Here is a 23357-nt window from a genome sequence, read left to right as displayed (position 1 = left end):
TTTTATTGATTATTTTGCTTCTAAGGTGATGATGTAGTTAAGCTGCATGTATGCCAGTAGAGTAATAATTTATAAAAACAATAAGAAGGAATTGGTTTTGAACTCAGCGGTGGAATTAGCATTTTATGGTGACGACTTTACAGGCTCCACTGATGTGCTTGAAAGTCTAAGTTTACGTGGTAAGAAAACGATTCTATTGCTTCGTATGCCAGAGAAAAACAATGCGATTAGCTTTTCTGATTATTCCTGTATAGGAGTAGCAGGGATAAGTCGAAGCAAAGATCCGGTGTGGATGAAAGCTGAATTACCGAAAGTATATCAGTTTCTAAATTCTTTCGGTCCTAAATATATACATTATAAAGTCTGTTCAACGTTCGATTCTAACCTTCATAAAGGCAACTTAGCCGTAGCTACTCAAATCGGAATTGACGTTTTGTCGCCCAGCTGGACATCCATAGTAGTGGGCACTCCAAAAATTAAACGCTACGTGTGCTTTGGTGAGTTGTTTGCTGATTTAAAAGGGGAGACTTATCGCATAGACCGGCACCCTGTGATGAGTAGCCATCCAGCAACACCAATGACAGAAGCGAATCTAGTTAAGCATATGCATCAGTTGGGTGAGGTTGATTGCGCCTCAGTTAATTTGAATATGTACTCAGACGACTCTGCGGCGACTAAATTACAGCAATTTATTGCTGAGAATAAAGTGGTTATCTTTGATTCTGTTGATCATTCCTCTCAGTCCAAAGTTGGGGCGCTGATTAATGAGCATTGCCAAGAGGGTCTGCACTTTTCTGTTTCTTCATCTGGCTTCGAAGATGCCGTTTATAGCCAAAATAAACTTGTCGAGAATATCAATATCACGCCTAAGTCTAGGATTTTGGCACTATCCGGTAGTTGTTCTTCTGTTACAAGTAGTCAAATTGATTATGCGTTGAGCCATGGTTTCATTCCCGTTGAACTTGATATCGCCAGATTATTGATATTTGAAAGCAGGTCTCAATATTTAGATGAGATCGTTCAAACCTGTATTGATTTGCTTAGTAGCAATAAATCGCCTTTGGTGTATTCCGCTTTGGGTCCTCAGAAAAGCGGCTCAATGATCTCTTTTCAAGACGGAGATCTACATTTTGACGAAATGCTTGGTAGTTTCCTTGGAGCTATTGCTTTAGCTGTTACAAAGACTGGTCTTATTGAGCGGCTTGCTGTCGCTGGTGGTGATACCTCAGGTTACTGTATACAAAGTTTAAACTTAGATGCTTTGACATTTGTTGCGCCACTTTGTCCAGGTGTTCCTCTATGCCGAGCTCATGCTCAAGACAATGATATAGATGGGTTAGAGATAGCTCTTAAAGGTGGGCAGATGGGATCTGAAGGTTTCTTTGTTAGGTTATGCTCAGGTGGAGAGTAAATGATGGATAGATTTGAGGTTACGTACTTAATTTATAGTTTCATCAGTTTAGCTCAAGTTGCTGAGAAAATTTGTAATGATCAAACAACGGGAACTTTTACGAAAATTCCAGATATTTCAAGTGGTAATGTAGGATGTTTTTCGGCTGAAATTATTTCTGTAGAAGAAAAATTTTTTTCATCAATAAAGCAATATTGTGGCCGTGTGGTTATCTCTTATCCTATTGATTTATGCGGATATGACTTGTCTGCTATTTTCACTATTGCTTGTGGTGGTGTCTCTTCTATTAAGGTGATTGAGCGTTTGAAAATAGAAGACATTCAATTTACCGATCAGTTTATTACTCAATTTCAAGGTCCAAAATTTGGTATAGAAGGCACTTACCGAAAATTGGGAATGTCAGAAGGACCAGTTATCGGTGGGATATTAAAACCGAATATTGGTATCACACCAGCAGATAGTGCCAATCTGGTTACACAATTGGCGGCTGCTGACATTGATTTCATCAAAGACGATGAGAAACTACAAAGTCCGCCGTACTCTCATGTAAAAGATCGCATCGACGCTATTATGCCTGTTATTGATGATTGGCAGCAGAAAAGCGGTAAGAAAGTTATTTATGCATTTAACATTTGTCATTCAGATATTGGCGAAATTGAACGTAATCATGAGTATTTGAAAAGCAAAGGCGGCGATGCTGCAGTTATAAATGTCAATCAAATAGGTATTTGCGGTTTAGATTCAATTAATAAGTTTAGTGACGTTATTTTGCATGCTCATACTAATGGCTTGGCTTTTAATGAGCGCAGCGATTGGGGGATTTCTTTCAATGTTTGGCAAAAAGTTTGGCGTCTATTAGGAATTGATCATCTCCAAATTAATGGTATTGATGGGAAGTATTGGCAAAGTAATGATTCCGTGATGGAGGCTTATTATGCAATGACTCAACCTCTTGGACATTTATCTGCAACTTTACCTGTTTTTTGCTCCGGTCAGTGGGGTGGTCAGGTGCCAGAAACCTACAACAGAACAGGTAAATCTACAAAACTAATGTATCTCGGCGGTGGTGGTATACATGGTCACCCATTGGGTGCCCAGGGTGGAGTAAAAGCCATTAGACAAGCTTGGGACTCCTGTATCTTAGATCAAAATATACATGATTATGCCGTGACTCATCCTGAGTTATCTCAGGCATTATCGTATTTTTCTCATAAAGCAAAACAATAAAAGTGGAGTAAGTATGACAACTATATCGTTAATCGGTGCTGGCGGAAAAATGGGCATGCGTTTGTCTAAAAACCTGCAAAATTCAAATTATAAGGTCAATCACGTTGAAATAAGCGAGCAAGGTCGTAAGAACCTAAAAGAGCAGCTTAATATTGATGCGATTGGTCCTGATCAGCAAAATTCGGCTTTAGAAGCTTCTGATGCGGTTATTTTAGCCGTTCCAGATACTCTTATTGGTAAAATTAGTAGTCAGGTTTGTGAGCATTTGAAACCGGGAACTATGGTTGTGGTTCTTGATGCAGCTGCACCATTTGCTGGCCATCTTCCTAAGCGTGATGATCTTGTGTACTTTGTGACTCATCCTTGTCACCCCGTCATTTTTAATAAAGAACTTAATCAAGATGCTTTAAATGACCACTTTGGTGGTTTACATGCAAAACAAAGTGTTGTTTCAACTTTACTGCAAGGTCCTGATTCTGCTTGGGAGCTTGGGGAAAATATTGCAAAGACTATCTATGCACCGATCAAAAATTCGTATCGTGTTACTTTGCATCAAATGGCAATGTTAGAGCCAGGTTTGTCTGAAACTGTTTGCGCAACATTGTTGACTGCAATGCGTCAAGCTATGGATGAAGTGGTTGATGGTGGTGTTCCGTATGACTGTGCTCGTGATTTTCTTTTAGGTCATATGAACATTCTGTCAGCGGTTATTTTTGATGAGATTGATGGTCAATTTTCTGATGCTTGTAATAAAGCAATCGATAATGGTTTGAGTAAGTTGCTCTATCCAGATTGGAAGAAAGTCTTCAATAAAGATGAACTTGCTCACAGTATTCAATTAATCACTTAAGTGAATTTCAACTTATAAAATGATCATAAGCAATAACATAAATTAAAGGAAACCCCAATGAATATAATAAAGACAAAAATAATTCAATGTGCTGCTTTAACTACTCTCGCACTTTCTCCGTTGGCTTTAGAGGCTAAAACTATTAACCTCGCTTTTACCCAAACTATGGATTCACAATATGGTGCAGCTGGTAATGCTTTTAAATCAGAACTGGAAAAGCTAAGTGACCATAAAATTGAAGTTGATTTGAAACCTGCGGGTGCTTTGGGTGGTGAGCGTGAAGTGGTTGAGAGTTTGCAGTTAGGTATTATTGAAATGACTATTTCTTCAACGGGGCCTTTAGGAAACTTTGATAAAGATGTTTATCTATTTGATTTTCCTTATGTATTCGAAAGTTATGATCATGCGCATCGTGTATTAGACAGCCATATAGGGAAGGATATTCTTAACGGAATGACAGAGCATCAGATTAAAGGTTTGGCTTGGGGAGAAAATGGATTTCGTCAGCTTACCTATAATGGCGACCCGATCTTGAAGCCTGAAGATCTTAAAAGTAAAAAGATTAGAACGATGGAAAACTGGGTTCATCTGGCGACATTTAACGCGTTAGGTGCTTCCCCAATCCCAATGTCTTGGACGGAAGTGTTCACTGCGCTTCAACAAGGAACCATTGATGGGCAAGAAAATCCGATCAATCTTGCTGTAACCTCAAAGCTTTATGAAGTTCAAAAGCAAGCTTCTATGACTCAGCACCTATATAGTCCAGCTGTGATTGCTATGTCTCAGGGGTATTGGGATGGGCTTAATTCGAATGAGCAAAAGTGGGTTCAGCAAGCGGCTGATGTTGCCGCCAAAGTGATGCGTCAGTCACGCGAGAAACTTGAAAATGAAGCCTCTGATCAGTTGACTCAAAAAGGTATGACTATACATAAAGTGGATATAGCGCCTTTTGTAAAAGCAACTGAGGATGTACGTAATAAGATCGCAAAAGAGTTGGAATTTACTGAGAAGCTAGCTGAAATAAAAAGTATGAAATAATAGCTTAAGAAGGCTGGTTTTTAAATATCAGCCTTCTAGTTTGAGGATACGAAAATGGCAAAATTCATTATTAAATTTAGTCGATTCCTTAATAATTCTGCTTTAAATGTTTCTGCGGTTCTTATGGGGCTTATGGCTTTATTGGTGTTTTATCAAGTCATCACGCGATTTGTTTTTGGTGCTCCATCAGCTTGGTCTGAAATTTCGGCTAGAGTTATGATGGTGTGGATGGTTTATATTTCCATGGGTTGTGTTTTTAGTCGTGGAAGCATGATAAGTATTACTTTTTTTGTTGAAGTGCTACCAGATATATTTGGTCTATGGGTAAAGAGAGCAGTAACTATTATCGTACTGATTTTTTTTGGTGTATTGATATGGTATGGCTGGGATATTGCTGTAAGAGTAAAAAATCAAAATGTCGCTATGTTAAATATATCTGCATTTTGGCTTTATATCAGTATTCCCATTGGTGCTGTTTTAAGCATTCCCTCCTTACTTGAATGGCATATATTAAATGTCGAGAATAAATCCAAATCTGACGATCTTAAAATAACTAAAACCGCAGAGGTGTAGTCATGCCAACAGCCATTGTTTCGCTATTACTTTCATTTATTTCATTGTCTGTACCTATTGCTGTTGCTATTGTTATTGCGTCAGCAATAGGTCTTTATTTCTTCAGTAATTTACCATTAATAATCATTCCACAGCGAATGTTTATTGGTCTAGATAGTTTCCCATTAATGGCTGTTCCTTTGTTTATTTTAGCTGGAAATATTATGGGGCAAGGGGGCGTTTCAAAGCGTTTGGTTACTTTTGCAAAATCTTTAGTAGGTAACCTCCAAGGCGGTCTTGCTATTTCTTGTGTGATTACTAGTATGATTTTTGCTGCGGTATCTGGGTCAAGTGTTGCTACGGCGTATGCGGTAGGAGCAATCTTACTTCCAGCAATGATAGCACATGGTTATCCTAAACCTATGGCAACAGCGATTCAGGCATCGTCTGCTAATTTGGGTATTGTGATTCCTCCATCCGTTCCATTGATTATGTATGGCGTTAGTACTAATACTTCCATAGGAAAGCTTTTTCTTGCAGCAATCGGTCCAGGACTGCTTATGGGTATAGCATTGATTATCATGGTGATTATTTGGTGTATTGTGACGGGACATGGTAAAAATGATGCAAATGATCAACAGAGTTTGCTTGCATCATCAAAAGATGCCTTATTGGCATTGTTGATGCCTACTATGATTCTTGGAGGTATTTATGGTGGTATTTTTACTCCTACAGAAGCGTCTGCTGTGGCTGTAGTATATGGTTTAATTCTTGGTGTGTTTGTTTACAAAGAAATTGCATTAAAAGATATACCCAAAATCCTAAAAGGATCCGTGGTATCAACATCTTCAGTAATGTTAATCATTGCTGCGGCTTCGCTATTGAGCTTTCTGGTAAGCCGATCAGATTTACCTCAGTTACTGTCAGCGTTTGCAACAGATAATTTTTCCACTAAGTTACAATTTTTTTTAGCGGTTAATTTGTTACTTCTAGTTGTGGGGATGTTTGTTGAAACGTCGGCTTCTATATTGCTACTTGCTCCCATACTTGCCCCTATTGCTGTGATCTATGGTATAGACCCTGTTCATTTTGGCGTTGTTATGGTGGTCAATTTAGCAATTGGTATGTTTACTCCTCCGCTTGGAGTTACCTTATTTGCAGCAAGTCAGGTTGCTGAAATACAAGTGGAAAAAGTTATATTTGCGACATTAGTACCTCTGGTTACTTTGCTCTGTTGCCTTGTTGCCATTACAATATTCCCTTCGATTACACTATTTTGGGTGAATTCGTGATTATTTACTTAACTAGGGTGACCCAAGTTGATGAAAAAAAAGTATCGCTATAAAGATATAGTAGATTACCTGAAAGATACCAATTTAACGACTGTTGAAGAACTTGTTCGTGCCCTAAATGTTTCCCCTGCAACGATAAGAAGAGATTTGATCGATTTAGAAAACCAGGGTGTTGTTAGGAGAACTCACGGTGGAGTAACGCTGAATAGTTTTGTTGCAACTCAGCTTTCTGTGCAAGAAAAAAATCAATTGTTCAAAGCTGAGAAAGAGAGGATATCAAAAGCGGCGGCAGGAAGAGTAGAGTCTGGAAGCTCTATTATTTTGGATGCAGGTACAACGACAATGGAGATTGCGAAAAATATTACTCACCTTCCACTTAGGGTTATTACTCCTGATCTTAGAATTGCACTTTTTTTAAGTGAATTCAAACAGATTGAGGTAACTATGTTTGGCGGAGAAATAGATAATGCGAGTCAGTCTTGTGTAGGAGAACATGCTAGGAGGTTGCTGCAGTCTATACATACTGATATCGCTTTTATAAGCAGTAATTTTTGGAGTTTTGAACACGGCGTTACTACGCCTAAGGAAGCAAAAACAGCACTTAAAATTGACATGATAGGATGTGCGGAGGAAAGCATTTTAGTCGTTGATAGCAGTAAATATGATAGTTTTTCTTTGTTTAAAGTGGCTGAGTTAGAGCAGTTTTCAGAGATTTATACCGATGACGGACTTGAAAAAGATATAAGAGAGAAACTGAAATATCTAAATGTAAAGCTACATTTCATGTAGCTTTATCTTATAAAGCAGCCCCAAGGAAGTGTTTCAATCTTATCCTTGGGGATTTTCTTATCTGCGTTTAATATTCAGATAACATAAAAGCTGAAGTGTAGTATTTAATGTTTTCAGATGTAATTAAATAACAATCAAACAATTGTTTTTCAGCATCAACGCCTGTGCTGCCATTTTTAATGTAGTTGTCTGCTTGTCGGATGGCTTCAGCGGCAAATGTGGCAACTGGTTGAAGTACTGTGTACTCCATTTCTCCTTTTAAAATGGCTTCTGCTGCGTCAGGAGAGCCATCAAACCCACCAACTTTTACTTGATCCAGTTTGCCAGCTTCTTTAAGTGCTGCGATAGCACCCAGCGCCATGTCATCATTACCACTGATAACACCTTTTATATTAGGGTTTGCTTGAAGAATGGACTGCATTTTAGTGTAGCCTTGAGTACGATCCCAGTTGGCAACTTCGCTTGCGACTTTTTTCAAGTCTGGGTATTGAGATAGAACGGTCTCGAAACCATTTGAACGAGTTTGTGCATTGTTGTCGCTTGGCGCACCAAATAGTTCAACATAATCGCCCGAGTCTCCTACGCTTTCAACCCACTGCATTGCCCCCATCGCGGCGCCTTGTGCGTTGTTGGATACCAGTTGCGCTTTTGCAAGACCGCTTTGGTTTATTTCAGCGTTAATAATGATGACTGGAATGCCAGCTGCCACCGCTTTACGAACAGCTCCAATGGAGCCATCAGCGTTAGCTGGGTCTAATATAATGGCTTTCGCCTTGTTGGTGATAGCTGTATCTATGAGTTTACTCTCTGTATTGGTATCTCCTTTATGAGCGGATACGTTTGCTTCGTAGCCCATATCTTCGGCTGTTTTTTTAGCGACTTGGCCTTCAGTAAACCAATAAGGGTTAGAGGGGTTATTAACTATAATTGTGATTAATCCATCGGCCCATGCGCTGCTTGCCATAAGGCTTAAGCTTGTGGCGGACGCTATCAATAAACGTTTTGTCATGTTGAACATATGAAATACTCCGATTTATTATTTTAAGAGTTTGCCGACATTCGGCGAGTTGTTTGTGTCTGCTAACCGTACTTCTAAAAAGTGAGCAGACACAAAATCTTCTAGCGGCTTTTTCCCGCTGATCTGTATTGCAAGCTGTTGAGTAATACTGCTAAGACGATAACAGTGCCTGTGAATACGGTTTGCCAATAAGCAGAGACGCCAATGATGACCAGGCCATCCGAAAGGTAGCCGATCACTAATGCGCCAAGAATGGTTCCGCGAACCGTGCCTCGCCCTCCTGTTAGTGCTGCGCCACCTATTACTACAGCTGCAATGGCTGTTAATTCGTAGGTGGTTCCAGCTGTTGGGCTTGCGGAGGTTAATTGAGAAGCAAGCACAATACCGGCAAGAGCGGCGCATATGCCTGAAATAACGTAGACAAGTACTTTTACTCGAATGACTGGAACGCCAGACAGGTTTGCAGCGCTTTCATTACCGCCAGAAGCGTATAACCAACGGCCAAAAGCAGTACGACTTAGTACTAAGCCACACAAAAGAGCGACGATGATCAATACGATAACGCTGATAGGGATACCTGCTAAGCGATTAAAACCTAGCCATTCAAATCCTGTGTTACCTAGCTCCGCCTTACCATCAAGTTTGTTGTATGTCAGCCCGTTCGTGATCAGTAGGGCGATGCCTCGTGCAACATACATGGTGCCAAGCGTGGCGACAAAGGCGGGTACTTTGAAATATGCGATGAGTATGCCATTGACACTGCCAACAGCGGCTCCCAACACGCAGGTTAAAACGACCACAACCCATAGCGAGGGATAAAAAGTAAGCCCTAGTATTTCGATGTTGACGCCTTGCATTAAATATCCTGCGAATACACCACACAAACCAAGAGTCGAGCCTACAGATAAGTCTATGCCACCATTTAATATGACTAACAACATGCCAAGTGCCAACAATCCAAAGATAGCGACATGTGAAGACATGATGAGAAAGTTATTCAAAGTAAAGTAGTAAGGCGACATGAATGAGAAAAAAATAATGATCGCTATCAAGGCAAAAAAAGCTCTACCTTCAAGTAATAAGCGGCCAATGTCTAATTTCTTTGATTGATCGCGCGAACGGGTCGCCAGTTTATTTTGAGTTGTCGTAGACATGGTTGTACTCCAAATTATTCTTATTTTCTTTAATGGGCAACCGATTCACCGGATGCTGCCATAATCTTTTCTTTGCTTACTGTTGAGTCAAATTCAGCGGAAATATGGCCTTTGTGCATGACAATAATTCGATGTGCAATGCTCAGGCATTCAGCGACTTCAGAAGTTGAATAGATGACGGAAAGGCCTTCTTTTGCGCGCTCTGAGAGCAATCTGAATACTTCAGCTTTGGCTCCAATATCGATGCCTCGGCTGGGCTCGTCTAGCAAAAGTACTTTTGGGTTGGTTGCTAACATCTTTCCGATGACGACCTTTTGCTGATTGCCGCCAGATAAAGATCCAATGGCGGCATTAGCACTGGATGTTTTAACCGTCACGGCTTCAATAGAGTTATCCACTAACGTATTTTCAGTATCGGTTGAGGTGAATAGCTTTTTGGTAAATTCAGTTATGCTTGCCAAAGATAAATTTTGCCCAACTGACATGGTTTGAATGAGGCCATCTTTTTGACGGTCCTCTGGTACCAGAGCAAGACCAACTCTAATACGCTCTGCAATGGTCAGTTTGCTAATGTCTTCATTACCCAAAAAAACGGTGCCGCTTTGAGCACTGAATCGACCAGCGATACATTCCATGAGTTCGGAACGTCCAGCCCCCATTAATCCATAGATACAGACAACTTCACCGGCTTTGACCTCCAAGGAGAGTTTATCCACTACATTAAAATTGCCACCGTTAGGATCAGTGATGACTAGGTCCTCGATTTTTAGAGCGACCTCACCAAACTGATAGCCGTCCGGTGGAGAGCCTAAATCAAAATTTTCACCAACCATGTTGCGTACAATCCACTCAAGATCGATATCTTTACGAGGTGCGTATGCCGTCATAGTGCCGTCCCGAAGAACAACGGCATGATCCGTGATCAACAGGGCTTCTTCTAGATGATGTGAGATATAAACAATGGATACACCTTTGCTGGTTAAGTCATGGATTACTTTAAACAGGACCTCTACTTCTGCCGCACTGAGGGCGGAAGTGGGCTCATCCATAATTAGGATTCTAGATTTTTGCGATATAGCTCGAGCAATTTCTATTATTTGCTGTTGCCCAAGTCGAAGCTCTTCGACAGGTGTTAATGGGTCAATCTCTTCTTCAAGCTCAGCCATTAATTCACGTGTTTGACGTTCTTCCTCTGCAAAATCGACACTGCCATTGGTGATGATTTCACGACCCATAAATATGTTGTCTCGCACATTCATGTTTGGGGCAAGGCTGAGTTCTTGATGAATAATAGAGATGCCATGCGCTCTGGCTTCATTGGCGTTATGGAAATGGATTGGCGTTCCATCTAGAATGATCTCGCCAGATGTGGGTGTGATGACACCAGACAAGATCTTCATTAAAGTGGATTTCCCCGCGCCATTCTCACCAAATAGCGTTGTTACTTGTCCATGATACACATCAAAATTAACGCCTTTAAGTGCATGGGTGTTCCCAAAAGACTTTGTAATATGATGAGCAGATAGAACGACATCATTTGCAGGGAGGTTGTTTGAGTGATTAGCTGCGAGAGTCATTTCAGGTTCATCCTTACTGGTGTTATGAGCCAGTTTTTAGCATTGATGAGGCGGAATACACCTGATATTTCTACCGTTTTGCCAGTGAGGGTGCTTTGATCAATCTTTTCAAGAATGTCTTCTTTCATGACTCGGTTTAGTGCGGCACCAACATCTTGGTATTCTATTTGATTGGTGAATTCACCAAAGGTGATCTTTCCTGTTGCATCACGTAGGTCGGTACCATTAATGGCTGGGCCAGTTTGTATACGAACTTTTTGTCCACTAGGAAAACCTTCGATTTTTACATCAAAGATACCTGACTTTCCTACGATTATTTCGCCCTCAAAAGACACAGGAATAACTGGGCCAACACCACCGCCTATGCCATATTTTTGCCCCGCTGCTTTTTTATCAGCGTTTAATTCTTTGAGTAGAAGGTTCGCATCAACAGCATTTTCTAATACGTAGGTTTTTATTTCGTCGTACTGGGCTTTTGCATAATTGTCTGCGGAAAAAGCTTGCTGTCTTAGGTCATCTGTAGAGCCATTAGTGATGACTTTTGTATCCAACGCCATAGCGCTGACGACCATTGCTGTTGCAATAGCGCTGATCAGCATTATTTTTCTTTTTTTTGACGCGAGCTGATTGGATAGCTGCGTCTGCACAGTAGTGTTTATCATTTTTATTTTACTCCGGCTGTCTTGTTCTCTCCTCTAAATCGAAAGTACACAAACTTTAAATAATTGCCGCTGTGTGCTTTTTGATCGAGCCAAGATCTACGTTTGTTTTTAGAGGATTGTGTGATCTTTGTTCATTACAATGGAATAAAAATAAATAGCTGTCAATGAAATTTATTACATCAAATACAATAAATATCATTTTTTATTATTTTGCGATGGCGTTCGTCTCTTGTTTGCACAAAGGTATGATCTTATTACTGTCCGTGAAAAAATTATAATTCAATGAAATTAAAAGGTTTTTTTATTTTTTATTGTTCGGTTTTTTATTTTTAATACGTTTTAGGCTCTTTTTAAGCCAATTTTTGTGAGTAAAAAAGAATCAGATTGCTTGTTGACAGAATGGTATTGAATAGAAATAATTAACAAAACAAGAAATAAATTTCACTCTAGTTATGATTTATTGGCTAGAGCAAAACGGGGTTCAATCATGCTTCTAATAATAAAGTTGTCCCGCTTTGTTTTCCTTCGTAGTGCTTTTTTAAGTATTTGGAGGGCTGACAAGTGAATACTGATCTGATCATAGGAATTGATGCTGGTACATCTGTCATTAAGGCCGTTGTTTTTTCCCTTGATGGAAAACAGTTGGCGGTTTCAGCTGTTCGCAATTCATATAAAACAACGTCTGATGGTGCTGCGACGCAGTCTTTGAGTCAAACATGGGAAGATTGTGTTTGTGCAATTAAAGGCTTAGATAAACAAGTAGAGATGTTGCGTGAACGTGTGGTTGCCGTTGCTGTTACTGGGCAAGGTGACGGTACATGGTTAATAGACGGCGCAGGTGAGCCAGTATGTGACGCTTGGCTTTGGTTAGACGGACGTTCTGCTCCCACGGTAGATATTCTCAATAAGAAAATCAGTGAGCGCCAGCGTTTTGAAAAAACAGGTACAGGTCTTAATACTTGCCAGCAAGGTGTTCAGCTTGCACACATGGCATCACACTTTCCCCAGTTGTTGAACACGGCAACAACAGCTTTTCATTGTAAGGATTGGCTGTATTTCAATTTTACTGGCGTAAGAGCGACCGATCCATCTGAAGCCAGTTTTACTTTTGGCAATTTTCGTACTCGTCAATACGATGATCAAGTTATCGAGAGTCTAGGGTTGGGTGGGCATCGAGAGCTGCTACCAGACATTATCGATGGCAGTGAAATAACCCACCCTCTGTCTCAAGAAGCGGCCAACCTTACAGGCTTAAAAGCCGGTATTCCGGTGTCTTTGGCTTATGTTGATATGGTGATGACGGCTTTAGGTGCTGGAGTTCACACCGGGCAAGATAACGTTGTTTGCTCTGTGGTGGGTTCTACTGGCGTGCACATGAGATCTGTTTTATCCGATGATGTTTTTTTAAATGATCAAGGTACGGGTTATGTGATTACTTTGCCACTTCCGGGAAGGGTCACACAAGTTCAAACCAACATGGCATCGGCGCTAAATTTAGATTGGCTACTAAACGTCGCGGCAGGACTGTTAAACGATTTTGGCTGTGAGCATACCCCTCAAATGCTGGTGAATAAAGTCGAGGATTGGTTACAACAAGCGGATGAGGGGCAGCTACTTTACCACCCTTACATCTCTGACGCGGGAGAACGCGGCCCGTTTGTTAATGGTCGTGCCAGAGCCAGCTTTATGGGGCTGACTTATCATCATCGCTTTGCCGATTTGGTCCGCGCTGTGGTGGAAGGCCTTGGGATGGCTATGCGTGATTGTTACGAGGCTATGGGCGGAGCGACAGATGAGCTTAGGTTGAGTGGTGGTGCGGTCAGGTCGCCAACTCTTCGTAAAATTTTAGCCGCTTCGATCGGTGCCAATGTAAGAGTGTCTGGACGTGAAGAAGCGGGTGCTGCAGGGGCGGCTATGATGGCCGCCGTAGCGATTGGGAAGTATCCAACAATGGATGACTGTATTGCTGAATGGGTTACGCCGCTACTTGGCCAAATTGAAAGCACTGATGCAGCGCTTGGCGAACGCTATGACATGCTTTTCAAAGCATTTTATCAGCAGCGTTTGACGTTCCCAGAGACGTGGCTTGCCATGGATCAATTAAGAGAGCGCCCTACGATACTGTCAACGGTGGGTTCTTCAAAGAAGGCATAGTGCTGTCTTTGGTGACGAAATAAGAGGTTCTTTATGAATAACGAACAGGTGTTAGATCTTTTTGTGATAGGTGGGGGGATCAATGGTGCTGGTATTGCCCGTGATGCCGCGGGTCGAGGCTTAAGTGTTGCCTTGTGTGAGAAAAATGATTTAGCACAAGGAACGTCATCTCGTTCTGGAAAGCTGGTACATGGTGGATTACGTTACCTTGAATATTATGAGTTTCGCCTAGTACGTGAAGCCTTGATTGAACGTGAAGTTTTATTGAATTCTGCTAGCCATATTATCTGGCCTATGCGATTTGTTTTGCCTCATAGTAAAGAGGATCGTCCTGCATGGCTAGTACGACTTGGACTTTTTCTGTATGACCATTTAGGTGGGCGTAAGCGTCTCCCAGGGACTCGAACACTGGACCTTTTGCGTGATCCCGAAGGCGCACCAATCAAGGATCGATATACGAAGGGTTTTGAATATTCAGATTGCTGGGTTGATGATTCGCGTTTGGTTATTTTGAATGTGTTGGACGCTGCGCAAAAAGGTGCTCAAGTATTAACGAGAACCCGCTGTGTATCTGCCAAACGTCAAGAGGGCCACTGGCTTATTAAAACAGAGAATGAATTCACCAAAGAAGTTCACTATTTTAAAGCGAAACTGTTGGTTAATGCCGCGGGCCCTTGGGTGCGTAATATTGTGGATGATGTTGTTCACTCACAGAGCTCTCGAAATATTCAATTGGTTAAAGGTTCGCATATTATTGTGCCTAAGTTTTGGGAAGGGCAGCAAGCTTACCTTGTGCAAAATCATGATAAGCGTGTGATTTTTATTAATCCCTATGAAGACAATAAAGCGTTAATTGGTACGACGGATATTCCTTACGAAGGTCGTGTAGAAGATGTGACGCCTGATGAGTCTGAGATTGAGTACTTGCTGGCGGCAGTCAATCGTTATTTTAAAGAGTCATTGCAGCGTAGTGATGTCATCACAAGTTTTTCAGGGGTTCGTCCTTTGTTTGACGATGGCAAGGGAAACCCTTCAGCTGTGACTCGTGATTACGTGTTTGATCTTGATGAAAGTGGTAGTGCGCCATTATTAAATGTATTTGGCGGTAAGCTCACGACATTTCGTAAGTTGTCAGAGCACGCGATTCAAAAAATTGAGAAATTCTTTCCAGATATGGGTGGGGATTGGACTCGAGGTGCAGTGTTACCTGGTGGCGATATTCGTAACGCAGATTTTCATTGTTTTATCCAAGACGCTAAGGAGGCCTACAGCTGGATGCCACGTGCACTGCTTATCCACTACGGGCGCCATTATGGCTCTTTGATTGCAAAAATTGTGGGAGACGCAAAAAGCGTTGATGGGCTTGGGCTTCATTTTGGCTCGAATCTTTATGAGTCTGAAGTACGCTATTTAGTCGAAAACGAATGGGCTATGACGCCAGAAGATATATTGACTCGTCGTACAAAAGAAGGTCTTCATTTGAGTGCTTCTCAAAAAACGTTTTTTGCTGAATGGTTTGCTGAGCAGTTTGCTACTTTAAACGTCAGTGAAAAAATATCATAAGAGAGATGAAATATGCCATTAACACTAGGACTTAATACCAATCCTCTGGTCAATCGATTTGCTGAACCTGCTGATTTAATTGATACCGTTGCCCATGATCTTAAAATTCGCGATGTTCAATTAACGCATGAATTCATTAATCCTAGTTGGCCAGTTTCTGTGATTCGTCGGTTAACACGAGAGATGCAGGTGGCTTTGAATCGAACAGGGGTTCGAATTACATCTGGGATGACAGGTCCTTATGGGCGCTTGAATCATTTTGGACATCCAGATGCTGATGTCCGACGTTATTATGTGGAATGGTTTAAAACTTTTGCTGATATCACTGCGGATTTAGGCGGTCATGCCGTTGGAACACAGTTTGCCATTATGACATACAAAGATTTTGATACTGAGGCTCGTAGAGAAGAGTTAACTAAAATTGCCATTGATTGCTGGGCAGAAGTTGCCGAGCACGCAAAGCAAGCTGGTTTGGATTATGTCTACTGGGAGCCAATGAGTATCGGGCGGGAGTTTGGTGACACTATTGCTTCCGCTATGGCACTGCAAAGACGCCTAACCGCTGCGAATATGGCGATACCAATGTGGATGATGGCAGATATTGATCATGGGGATGTCACATCCAGTAATCCAGCGGACTATGATCCCTACGCTTGGGCTGAAGAGGTGCCATCGGTTTCGCCTATTATTCATATCAAGCAGAGTCTTATGGATAAAGGAGGACATCGACCATTTATAAAAGAGTATAATCAAAAGGGTCGAATTCAACCTAAACCTTTATTAGAAGCGTTATTGAAAGGTGGAGCTAAGGATAATCAAATTTGTCTTGAACTCAGTTTCAAAGAGCGTGACCCTACAGACCGGCAGGTAGTGGCGCAAATAGCTGAAAGTATTGCTTTTTGGGCTCCGTATATTGACAGTGGTGCGCAAGACTTAAACATATAAAGAGACACGGCTTTATCCTATAGGCTGACATAGTATTTAGAATAGACGTGTTATTGTTAAGGCTTTGCTTTGTGGTTTTTAATAGGGTGAATTAGGCTGTAACATTGAGCGGAAGGCAGGTATAAATATCGTGCTTACTTGCCATAACTGAAAACGATGGAGCAACATAGGGTGGATGAAAGAAAATCCAACAGTGAGTCCGATGGCTCATTGGCGATTCGAGCAGCTTGGCTGCATTATGTTGGTGGTTTGACTCAGGCGGCTGTGGCTAAAAGGCTTGGATTAACGTCTGTAAAAGTTCATAGGTTAATTTCAAAAGCAGTCACCGAGGGTGCAGTAAAAGTTACTATTGACGGTAATATTACCGAGTGTGTGAGACTAGAAAATCAGCTCATCGAGCGGTTTGGTTTAGGCCAGTGTATTGTTGCACCAGATTTAGGGGAAGAGGGGATTCCGCTTAAAACGCTTGGTCAAGCGGGTTCTTCTTATCTACAAAACGTTTTGACGATGAGGCCTAATATAACGATTGGTCTCGCGCTTGGGCGGGCGTTGGCCGCTGTGGTTCATCAACTACCTAGATTAGACACCCCTAATATCCGATTTGTTTCATTATTGGGGGGATTAACCAGAGATTACTCGATTAATCGAGACGATGTTTTACACTGGATTGCTGCTAAAACGGGTGCTCCAGCTTACACGATGCCAGTTCCTCTGTTGGCAAACTCAGTAGAAGACAGAATTGTGCTGCTTGCTCAAAAAGGTGTGCAAGACGTTTTTACGATGGCGAATAATGCGGATGTAAAGTTCATAGGGATTGGAACCGTCGCTCAAACGGCTCAGCTGGTTGCGTCTGGTCCTATCAAGCCAGAAGAGATTATTGAGATCGCTAGGTCTGGCGCGGTGGGTGAGGTAATGGGGCATTTTTATGATGAAAACGGATGTATCGTTGAAACATCTTTAAGTGCTCGTATGCTATCGGTTTCATTAGAGGGTAATAAGGGTGAAGTTATTGCCGTCTCTGGTGGAGAAGAGAAAATTGAAGCAATTCGAGCGGCTCTCAAAGGAAGTTTATTAACAGGGTTGATCACTGATGAGCTCACTGCCCGTGCGATTCTAGCCTACCACTAGGGGTTATTATTTTAATGCCCCTTCAATGGGGAAGTTGTATTTTGCGACCTTAATATTATTTATTATAAAAAATGCCCAATAGCCATCTTATTTGTCTAGATGATTATTGGGCCAAGGGTCGAGGTCGTGTCATGACTGTTTTTTCATGTTAGATGTGATTTTTTTTGTGATTTTTCACAAATTTTAAGTGTTTGGTACGTTTTTCCTTTCTTTGCCCCTCCCATATTACTATCAAAATTCTGTTTTATAAGTGTTATTCTAGTGACCAAGTCATGTGGAGACGGGACGTTTTCATGTTTTTTTGTGATTTTAACCCAGAATCTCTTAGGTTTGTTGTGTTTATAACATTATATTTAACAAAATAAAGTAAAATTTGTTAAATATAACTTTAAATTTGCTATTTTTAACGTTATAACATGCATAAGAGATTTGCTATCGAAGTGAGTGTTTATGAAGCGTGATGAACGTAGACAGCAAATTATCGATCTCCTTGTTGAAAAAGGGGTTGTTGATCTAGAGGAACTGGCAAAGCGTTTTGCTGTTTCAAAGATGACAATTCACCGCGATTTAGATGAGCTTGAAGCGGGTGGTTTACTGCGTAAAGTGCGTGGTGGCGCCACAATTGAAGCGGGAATGCAATTTGAAAGTGATTTCAGGTTACGCGAGCGTCAAGGCAGTGTGGCTAAAGAACGTATGGCGTTTGAAGCGTTGCAACTGATTGAGCCTGGTATGACGGTTATGGTCAACGATGGCTCTATGGCGGCCGTGCTTGGGAGCATACTGCCTCGTAAAAAACCACTGACGGTGATTACGAACAATGCCTCTATTTTGGAGACATTAAAGCTTGAAAAGGGGATTGATCTTATTGCACTTGGGGGAATGTATTCTTCTAAGTTTAATGGTTACTTCGGTGTATTGGCTGAACAAAATTTAATCAGCTTGCGAGCGGACATTGCTTTTTTATCGAGTCCTGCTGTATCAGGAAACCAAGTGTTTCATATGGATGCAGATGTTATTCGAGTGAAGAAAGCCATGCTAAACGCAGCGGTTAAGACATGTTTGCTGGTTAACCATACACGGTTTGACCACGTAGCACTTCACGTGTTGGCAAATCTCGATGATTTTGACTGGGTCATCACCGACCAAGTTCCAGAGCCCAGCGTTCAACGACAATTAGTGGACGCTGGTATTCAGTTAACTATTGCGAGACCACTGGAAGAGACATGACAAATAAAAAGCAGTTTTGGGTTGGTACAAGTTGGAAAATGAATAAAACATTAGAAGAAGCACACGCTTTCTCGGCGGCACTAAAAGCCGATGATGTGAACGCCGATGTTAATATTCAGCGATTTGTTATTCCTGCCTTTACATGTGTTCGTGACGTAAAAGAAATGCTTCGCGATACCTCTGTAAAAGTTGGGGCTCAAAATATGCATTGGGCAGAGCATGGTGCTTGGACAGGTGAAGTATCACCTCTCATGCTAAATGACTGTCAGCTCGATATCGTTGAACTGGGGCACTCAGAACGACGCGAGTATTTTGGTGAAACGAATGAGACGGTCGGCCGTAAGGTCGAGTCAGCCATTCGTCATGGCTTAATTCCTCTTATCTGTGTTGGTGAAACCTTGGCAGATAAAGAAAGTGGTCAAGCCTCTTATGTTTTGGCAAAAGAAGTGCGTGGTGCGCTGCAATTTTTGAGCGACGACCAAAAAAACGCCCCTATTTTGTTTGCCTATGAGCCCGTTTGGGCGATCGGTGAGCGAGGGGTGCCCGCTTCTGCAGAGTATGCCGACTTAAGACAAGCTGAGATTTTGGATGTGGCCGAACAGGTGTTGGGACGTAAAGTTCCTTGCCTGTATGGAGGCTCGGTGAACCCTAGTAACTGTGAAGAACTGATAGCTTGTGAACATATTGATGGTTTATTTATCGGTCGATCCGCTTGGAATGTAGAGGGGTATATCGATATTTTAAACAAATGTGCCGCAGCGATTCAAAAGTCACTATAAAAACCGAGGATAGCATCATGAGAATTGCAATTGCTGGAGACAGCGCGGGTGAAGGTTTAGCAAAAATTTTAGCGGATCACTTAAAAGATCGTTACGATGTGGAAGAAATTTCACGCACAGACACAGGAGAGATGGAGCCGTTTTACGCTAATTTATCTGATCGTGTCGCCAATGCTGTTTTGGATGGAAAATACGATCGTGCCATTTTGTGCTGTGGAACGGGAATTGGTGTGTGCATAGCGGCAAGTAAAGTACCTGGAATTCGCGCAGCGCTCACTCATGACACGTATTCCGCTGAGCGTGCTGCCCTTTCTAATAACGCACAAATTATTACCATGGGCGCTCGTGTAATCGGACAAGAGTTAGCAAAGTCCATTGCGGATGCATTTTTGGCACAAGTTTTTGATGAAAATGGTCGTTCGGCAGATAATGTCAAAGCCATTAATTCCATTGATGAGAAATATCATGTTCGTCCGTAATTCATTGATATAAATTATAAAGTGGAGATGCTGTGTTAACTCGTAAGCAAAAATCAGAGGTGATAGATATCGTTCGAGACGTTGCTAAGGTAGAGATTTTATCTAGATTTAGACGGCTTTCGGATGAGGCTGTGTCGTGTAAAACAAGCTTCGATGACTTGGTTACCGAAGCGGATGTTGCCTCTGAAAAAGCGTTAACGCAGCGCTTTCAAGCATTGTTACCCCACGCAGTTATTATTGGTGAAGAAGCTGTTTCAGAAAATGAGTCAGTATTAGATCAAATTGATACTGATGAACTGGTTATTATCATTGATCCTATTGATGGAACTTGGAATTTTGCTCATGGTTTAGCCACCTTTGGTGTATTAATAGCGGCAATTTATCAAGGTAAGACGATATATGGCTTGTTATACGATCCGTTAAATGATGATTGGATCGAGGCCAGCTTAGGGGAAGGGGCATGGTATGTTAGACCGAGTCAATTGCCACGGCGTTTACGGCTAAATGATCAGCCTGTCGCCGCTAAATTAGTGGGATTCTTTTCACCCTTCTTGTTTGAAAATGTCACAGTTCGTGAGCGTGTTGCCATTCAGCAAGTTAACTATGCTCGAGCTTCTAGCCTGCGTTGCTGTTGTCATGAATACCGAACTATGGTGCAGAACGGCGTTGATTTTTTTGTGAGTCCAAAACCAAAAGTGTGGGATCACGCTGCTGGCATTCTCGCGTATCAGGAAGCTGGTGGTTATGTCAGTATGTTAGATGGCTCACACTACCAGCCATCTATTCGAAAAGGCGTAATTGTTGCAGGAAGAACAGAAGCGATTAAAGATCAAATTATCAAAGACTTTCAAGTTACTGAAGTTACGTCAACTTAGTGCTAATGTTCATTAGCTGTGGCCTATACGACACCAACTCTTTTTTACTGATTTAGGTGTGAAAGTTTTAGCCTTCGTTATAGAAGGCTATAGCGGTGCCAACCTAGTTAAATAATGTTAGATTGCTGTTTCCTTTCACACATGCTTTCAGCTGTCGTTTGCATCTCCCATGTTTGTTGGTAAAAGCGTTCAATTGTGCCTTTTTCATCCCAGCGCAGTAGGTAGAGCCATTCGTTGTCGATCAGGTGGCGAACATTATCGTGTTTCGCGGTGATCTGTTCGATGGCTTCTCTTGGCGCGGCGATATACACAGCCAGTCGTTGTGGCTGGTGCATCCATTTTTCGCCATTGTGTAAGGATTGCAATGAAAGGCCAATGCGCAGGTCGCCACCATTGCCTTCAAATACGCCTATGTTTCCTCCGACCGCGTTATGTAATACCTTGTTGCCGCTGCCGTATTTTAAGGGATCAGTGACAGAAGCGTTGTATTGCATATTAATCCAATTGGTGACGATCATCGGGGCCGTCATGATGAGTTCGAGCACGTTAAACCCTGTATCGTTTTGCCATTGGTAATCGTGAAGAAAGCAGCGACCTTGTAGGTCTACTTGGCGAGTCCAATTTCTTGGTGCAACAATAAACGCAGCGTTATTGGCTAATCCCCATTCGGGGCGTACTTGAGACCAGTCTTGGCTGCGTTTTAGATACGCTTTGTTGAGTTTGTCATCATTGGCGTTGAGTAGTGTTGGATCTATTTGCGCGATGCGTTCTCGTTGGGCTTTTTTGGTGGCTGCGTTGAGCCAGTGACACACGTTTTCCTCTACATTGTCATCAAAGCAGCTTATGTGATCTGTGGTGGTGTTGTGTAGCGCCGCAACAAATCGGCTGCAGTCTGGGATGTCAATATCAGATGTTCGTAGCTCCGCTCGAACAGCTTGGTCGTTGAGTAGTTGAGCGAGCACTCGTACATTAATTTCCCCTGTCTGTCCGCCACAGGCACCGCAATCTAGCCCAGCCGCATGGAGATTATTCGTCGTGTGGCTGCCGTGTCCAACCAATAAAATAGTCTTCGCAAAATGCGTTAAGCCCATGGCGTGCAAGATGCCTTTTGCCAAGCCCGCTTTCTCTTCTAAGGTTAAGAGTTTATCTTCTTTTGTCAGTGTCCATTTGTGATGATGACTGAGACGGTTCAGTGGATTTTCTCCGCTATTGGGGAAAAACGACTTTTTCAGCATTTTGAACGCGTACAGCCAACCCATGGATTCCACCATGGAGAAGGTGGACGGTGCCGCTTGCGACCAGCCGTGCCAACGAGCGCGTTTATTGAGCCCAACCGCCGTTTTTACGACGGATGAAGAGTCGAACGGGCGGTTGTCTGATGCGATGGCTTCGGTGGCGCGAATCGCCGGTTTTAACAGCCCTGGTAATTGTGGGCGAGAGAGGGCGCTTGCTTGGGGTTGGTATTCCAATGGCAGGCCAAAAAATCCCGCGAATCCTAGCGTTTGAATATGATCACTTTGCGCCTCCAACGCACGACGCATGACTTCAGAGCGCACATCAATACAAAACGCCGCTTGTAGCGTGGGTGTTTGAACGGCAGGCTGTGGTTTTGCTGTCAGTAAGGTGTGATTGAGTCGTTGTTGATAGCTCATTTCCGCGGCTTTGGCCCACACCCACAACAGACGTTGTGCGTCTTGTTGTTGACGTATAAGGTGAGGGAGCTGACTTTTTTCTCTTGTCCATAGAACTTTTAACAGTTCGGCGGTATCTGGATCTTTTGCCTGATAGTAGCGCCAGATGACCAGCTCCCACGCCATGCGAATGGCCAAGAGTGCCAACATGTCGTCATGTGGCTGATCATAAAGATCACCTTGCCAACGCAGGTAAGCTACCCACGAACCCCAGCCATTAATATCAAGTAATAACGCATGGGCATAATGGCCGAGTAGATCGTCACTGAGTGTTAAGGTTTTTATGGCTTCTGCGATGACTTGCTCAGGTGTGTTGGGCAGTTGTTGAAAGAAGGCCTGTAACCCTGGTTCGTCTAAGATAATACTGAGGCCTTTGTCTCGACGAGTAACGTCTAGCCAATGTTGATATAGGTCTGGCTGATGGGCGGTGTCCTGACGTCCAAGAATAGGGCGCAATTGTTGATAATGTGCGGCGCAAAACTGGCTAATTTGATGCGTGATTTCATCGCGCCAGGCCATTTTGTGCGGATCGCGTTGATTGTCCAATAAGTCTGAAATGTTATGCCAATTTGCGATGGCCGTGTCTTCTTGTAAAAACGCGACCAGTGCGGCTTCTTTTAAGGGGATACCTTGTGTCTGTGCCGCCTTCATTAAAGCACTGGATGAAATCTCACCGGATTGATAACCCTGCAAATAATAGGATGTTGGCATCAATAATTGCGCATCGCCTAGGGTACTGAGTATTGCGCTGGCGTGTTCAATGGGCTGATGGCGCATTGGCCAAAAAGGGTTCACGGCAATCATCTGATCCAATGGCCAAGTGGGTGCAATATGTTGTCCAGATGACTGTAATATCGCCATTTGTTTCTCTGTTAACATCGAGCTTTGAGTGGCGCTGATGGTAGCATTCATCTGATTACTCCTTCTTAGAAACGTTGGTATGACG

20 protein-coding genes are annotated in these 23357 nt (G+C 42.4%); 15 read left to right on the top strand and 5 right to left on the bottom strand.

All coding sequences use genetic code 11. The features are described from left to right. Positions 1–97 precede the first annotated feature (97 nt). Genes DK187_RS05105 through DK187_RS05075 form a run of 7 tightly spaced genes read left to right on the top strand, consistent with a single transcriptional unit; the run spans position 98 to position 7159 of the window. Positions 98–1411: a four-carbon acid sugar kinase family protein gene (locus tag DK187_RS05105; protein WP_111606265.1), complete on the top strand. Its 1314-nt coding sequence runs from the start codon at positions 98–100 to the stop codon at positions 1409–1411. After that, on the top strand, positions 1412–2638 hold the full coding sequence (locus tag DK187_RS05100) for a ribulose-bisphosphate carboxylase large subunit family protein (protein WP_111606264.1): 1227 nt from the start codon (positions 1412–1414) through the stop codon (positions 2636–2638). 13 nt (positions 2639–2651) lie between these two features. Beyond that, entirely contained in the window at positions 2652–3488 is an 837-nt protein-coding gene (locus tag DK187_RS05095; RefSeq protein WP_111606263.1) for a phosphogluconate dehydrogenase C-terminal domain-containing protein, read from the top strand. Between the two features lie 57 nt (positions 3489–3545). Beyond that, positions 3546–4526 (top strand): DctP family TRAP transporter solute-binding subunit, encoded by a 981-nt coding sequence (locus tag DK187_RS05090; protein ID WP_111606262.1) that lies wholly within the window; start codon positions 3546–3548, stop codon positions 4524–4526. 54 nt (positions 4527–4580) lie between these two features. Beyond that, on the top strand, positions 4581–5099 hold the full coding sequence (locus tag DK187_RS05085; protein WP_111606261.1) for a TRAP transporter small permease: 519 nt from the start codon (positions 4581–4583) through the stop codon (positions 5097–5099). Positions 5100–5101: 2 nt separating this feature from the next. Beyond that, the gene (locus DK187_RS05080; RefSeq protein WP_111606260.1) at positions 5102–6370 is read left to right on the top strand and encodes a TRAP transporter large permease; all 1269 of its coding nucleotides are present in this window, start codon (positions 5102–5104) and stop codon (positions 6368–6370) included. 30 nt (positions 6371–6400) lie between these two features. After that, complete coding sequence (locus DK187_RS05075) at positions 6401–7159, top strand: DeoR/GlpR family DNA-binding transcription regulator (RefSeq protein WP_111606259.1); 759 nt, start codon at positions 6401–6403, stop codon at positions 7157–7159. 67 nt (positions 7160–7226) lie between these two features. Here DK187_RS05075 and DK187_RS05070 read toward each other — a convergent pair whose 3' ends face one another. The 4 genes from DK187_RS05070 to DK187_RS05055 form a co-directional block, all read right to left on the bottom strand. Then, positions 7227–8177 (bottom strand): D-ribose ABC transporter substrate-binding protein, encoded by a 951-nt coding sequence (locus tag DK187_RS05070; protein ID WP_111606258.1) that lies wholly within the window; start codon positions 8175–8177, stop codon positions 7227–7229. Positions 8178–8278: 101 nt separating this feature from the next. Continuing rightward, positions 8279–9331, bottom strand: a complete 1053-nt coding sequence (locus DK187_RS05065) for an ABC transporter permease (protein ID WP_111606257.1) — start codon at positions 9329–9331, stop codon at positions 8279–8281. 29 nt (positions 9332–9360) lie between these two features. Continuing rightward, complete coding sequence (locus tag DK187_RS05060; RefSeq protein WP_111606256.1) at positions 9361–10908, bottom strand: sugar ABC transporter ATP-binding protein; 1548 nt, start codon at positions 10906–10908, stop codon at positions 9361–9363. Then, positions 10905–11507 (bottom strand): DUF2291 family protein, encoded by a 603-nt coding sequence (locus tag DK187_RS05055; RefSeq protein WP_223232327.1) that lies wholly within the window; start codon positions 11505–11507, stop codon positions 10905–10907. Before DK187_RS05055 ends, DK187_RS05060 begins: the two co-directional genes overlap by 4 nt. Before the next feature lie 624 nt (positions 11508–12131). Between DK187_RS05055 and DK187_RS05050 the strand changes: the two genes are divergently transcribed. The 8 genes from DK187_RS05050 to DK187_RS05015 all read left to right on the top strand — a co-directional run bounded on the left by DK187_RS05050 (position 12132) and on the right by DK187_RS05015 (position 20720). Further along, the gene (locus tag DK187_RS05050) at positions 12132–13724 is read left to right on the top strand and encodes an FGGY-family carbohydrate kinase (RefSeq protein WP_111606254.1); all 1593 of its coding nucleotides are present in this window, start codon (positions 12132–12134) and stop codon (positions 13722–13724) included. Positions 13725–13757: 33 nt separating this feature from the next. Further along, positions 13758–15287: a glycerol-3-phosphate dehydrogenase gene (locus DK187_RS05045; RefSeq protein ID WP_111606253.1), complete on the top strand. Its 1530-nt coding sequence runs from the start codon at positions 13758–13760 to the stop codon at positions 15285–15287. Between the two features lie 12 nt (positions 15288–15299). Then, positions 15300–16232: a sugar phosphate isomerase/epimerase family protein gene (locus tag DK187_RS05040; protein ID WP_111606252.1), complete on the top strand. Its 933-nt coding sequence runs from the start codon at positions 15300–15302 to the stop codon at positions 16230–16232. A 171-nt stretch (positions 16233–16403) separates the two neighbouring features. Next, positions 16404–17360 (top strand): sugar-binding transcriptional regulator, encoded by a 957-nt coding sequence (locus DK187_RS05035; protein ID WP_204355580.1) that lies wholly within the window; start codon positions 16404–16406, stop codon positions 17358–17360. A 450-nt stretch (positions 17361–17810) separates the two neighbouring features. Beyond that, positions 17811–18587, top strand: a complete 777-nt coding sequence (locus DK187_RS05030) for a DeoR/GlpR family DNA-binding transcription regulator (RefSeq protein ID WP_111606250.1) — start codon at positions 17811–17813, stop codon at positions 18585–18587. Further along, the gene (locus tag DK187_RS05025; protein WP_111606249.1) at positions 18584–19366 is read left to right on the top strand and encodes a triose-phosphate isomerase; all 783 of its coding nucleotides are present in this window, start codon (positions 18584–18586) and stop codon (positions 19364–19366) included. Before DK187_RS05030 ends, DK187_RS05025 begins: the two co-directional genes overlap by 4 nt. A 17-nt stretch (positions 19367–19383) precedes the next feature. Further along, a complete protein-coding gene (gene derI / locus DK187_RS05020; protein ID WP_111606248.1) occupies positions 19384–19845 on the top strand; it encodes a D-erythrulose-4-phosphate isomerase in 462 nt (153 codons plus the stop codon). A gap of 32 nt (positions 19846–19877) precedes the next feature. After that, positions 19878–20720, top strand: a complete 843-nt coding sequence (locus tag DK187_RS05015; protein WP_111606247.1) for an inositol monophosphatase family protein — start codon at positions 19878–19880, stop codon at positions 20718–20720. Positions 20721–20827: 107 nt separating this feature from the next. Here DK187_RS05015 and DK187_RS05010 read toward each other — a convergent pair whose 3' ends face one another. Further along, positions 20828–23323 (bottom strand): YbcC family protein, encoded by a 2496-nt coding sequence (locus tag DK187_RS05010; protein WP_111606246.1) that lies wholly within the window; start codon positions 23321–23323, stop codon positions 20828–20830. Between the last annotated feature and the right edge of the window lie 34 nt (positions 23324–23357).

Source organism: Marinomonas arctica (assembly GCF_003259225.1).
Lineage (GTDB): Bacteria > Pseudomonadota > Gammaproteobacteria > Pseudomonadales > Marinomonadaceae > Marinomonas > Marinomonas arctica.
This window is presented reverse-complemented; position numbering and strand designations above follow the sequence as displayed.